This window comes from Paraburkholderia rhizosphaerae (assembly GCF_004366595.1).
Taxonomy (GTDB): Bacteria; Pseudomonadota; Gammaproteobacteria; order Burkholderiales; family Burkholderiaceae; genus Paraburkholderia; species Paraburkholderia rhizosphaerae.
Window position 1 is genome coordinate 1 of record NZ_SORE01000080.1, and the last position, 1,026, is coordinate 1,026.

3 protein-coding genes are annotated in these 1,026 nt (G+C 58.6%); all 3 read left to right on the top strand.

Annotation, left to right across the window (positions count from 1 at the left end):
• Positions 1–135 (top strand): citrate/2-methylcitrate synthase (locus BX592_RS33655; RefSeq protein ID WP_279589224.1); only part of this gene is annotated, 135 nt, incomplete at its 5' end.
• Positions 136–237: 102 nt separating this feature from the next.
• Entirely contained in the window at positions 238–744 is a 507-nt protein-coding gene (locus BX592_RS33660) for a hypothetical protein (RefSeq protein WP_134197640.1), read from the top strand.
• A gap of 107 nt (positions 745–851) precedes the next feature.
• Positions 852–1,026: MmgE/PrpD family protein (locus tag BX592_RS33665; protein ID WP_208328026.1), on the top strand; the 175-nt coding region annotated here is incomplete at its 3' end.

Consider the following 1,026-nt stretch of genomic DNA (forward strand, 5'->3'; position numbering starts at 1 on the left):
TTTGTGATCTCGCGCACCAGCGGCTGGAGCGCGCACATCATCGAGCAGCGCATCGACAACAAGATCATCCGGCCCAGCGCAAATTACACTGGACCCGAGAATTTGAAGTTCGCGGCGCTAAATAGGAGAAAATAGCGTCCGCTGTGCGCATTCGGGGAGCGTGCAGTCACCCCGGGCGGCTTGGTTCCAGCCAGCCGCGCACGATTAATCGATATTAGATAGAAAGGTTCAATTGTCATGAAAAAGCTGCTGATCGCTGCCGTTGTCGGCGCACTGTCTTCGACGCTGCTGGTCACCGCGGAGAACGCCTCCGCGCAGGAGTCGGGGAGTACCGCAACGAAAAAACCCGCTGCAAAGGCCAAGGCCCCGCAACCGAAGCGCCTGATCAAGCGCAAGCCGAATCCGGAAAAGGAAGCGAAGGTCGATCCGATCCCGGAAGGTTCGGAAAAGTGGTCCTGTAATGAAGGCCTGTCGTTCGAAATGAAAGGCGATATGAAGCGCGACCAGATCGTCACCGTGCACTGGGCGAACAAGAACTACAGTCTGCCGCGCGAAAACACGACGACCGGTGCCGACCGCTTCCACGACGCGGCAAGCGGCCTTGATGTGGTCGTGATTCCGACCAAGGCGATGCTGTTCTCCGACAAGGACGGCTCGCGTCTGGCCGACGAGTGCAAGACCGCCGCGATGATGCAAGGCGCGCCGGCTCCGACGCAGTCGAACGCCATCAACAAGGCACAGTAATCGCGTCAGGGAGTTCCCTCAGGAACCAATCTGAGAGAACAACCTCAAGGAACAACCTCAGGGAACACCTTAAGCAACAACCTTAGGTAGCCGCAAAGGAAGCCTCGATGTCCGCACCGATTTCAAACGTCCGTCCCGATCCGGACAAAGTCCTCACCGATATCGTCGACTACGTGCTGAACTACAAGGTCGACAGCACGCTTGCGCTCGAAACGGCACGCAACTGCCTGATCGACACGCTCGGCTGCGGACTCGAGGCCCTCTCCTACCCCGCCTGCACCA

Coding starts and splice junctions, on each gene's coding strand:
- BX592_RS33660 (WP_134197640.1), top strand. CDS start 238: ATGAAAAAGCTGCTGATCGCTGCCGTTGTCGGCGCACTGTCTTCGACG.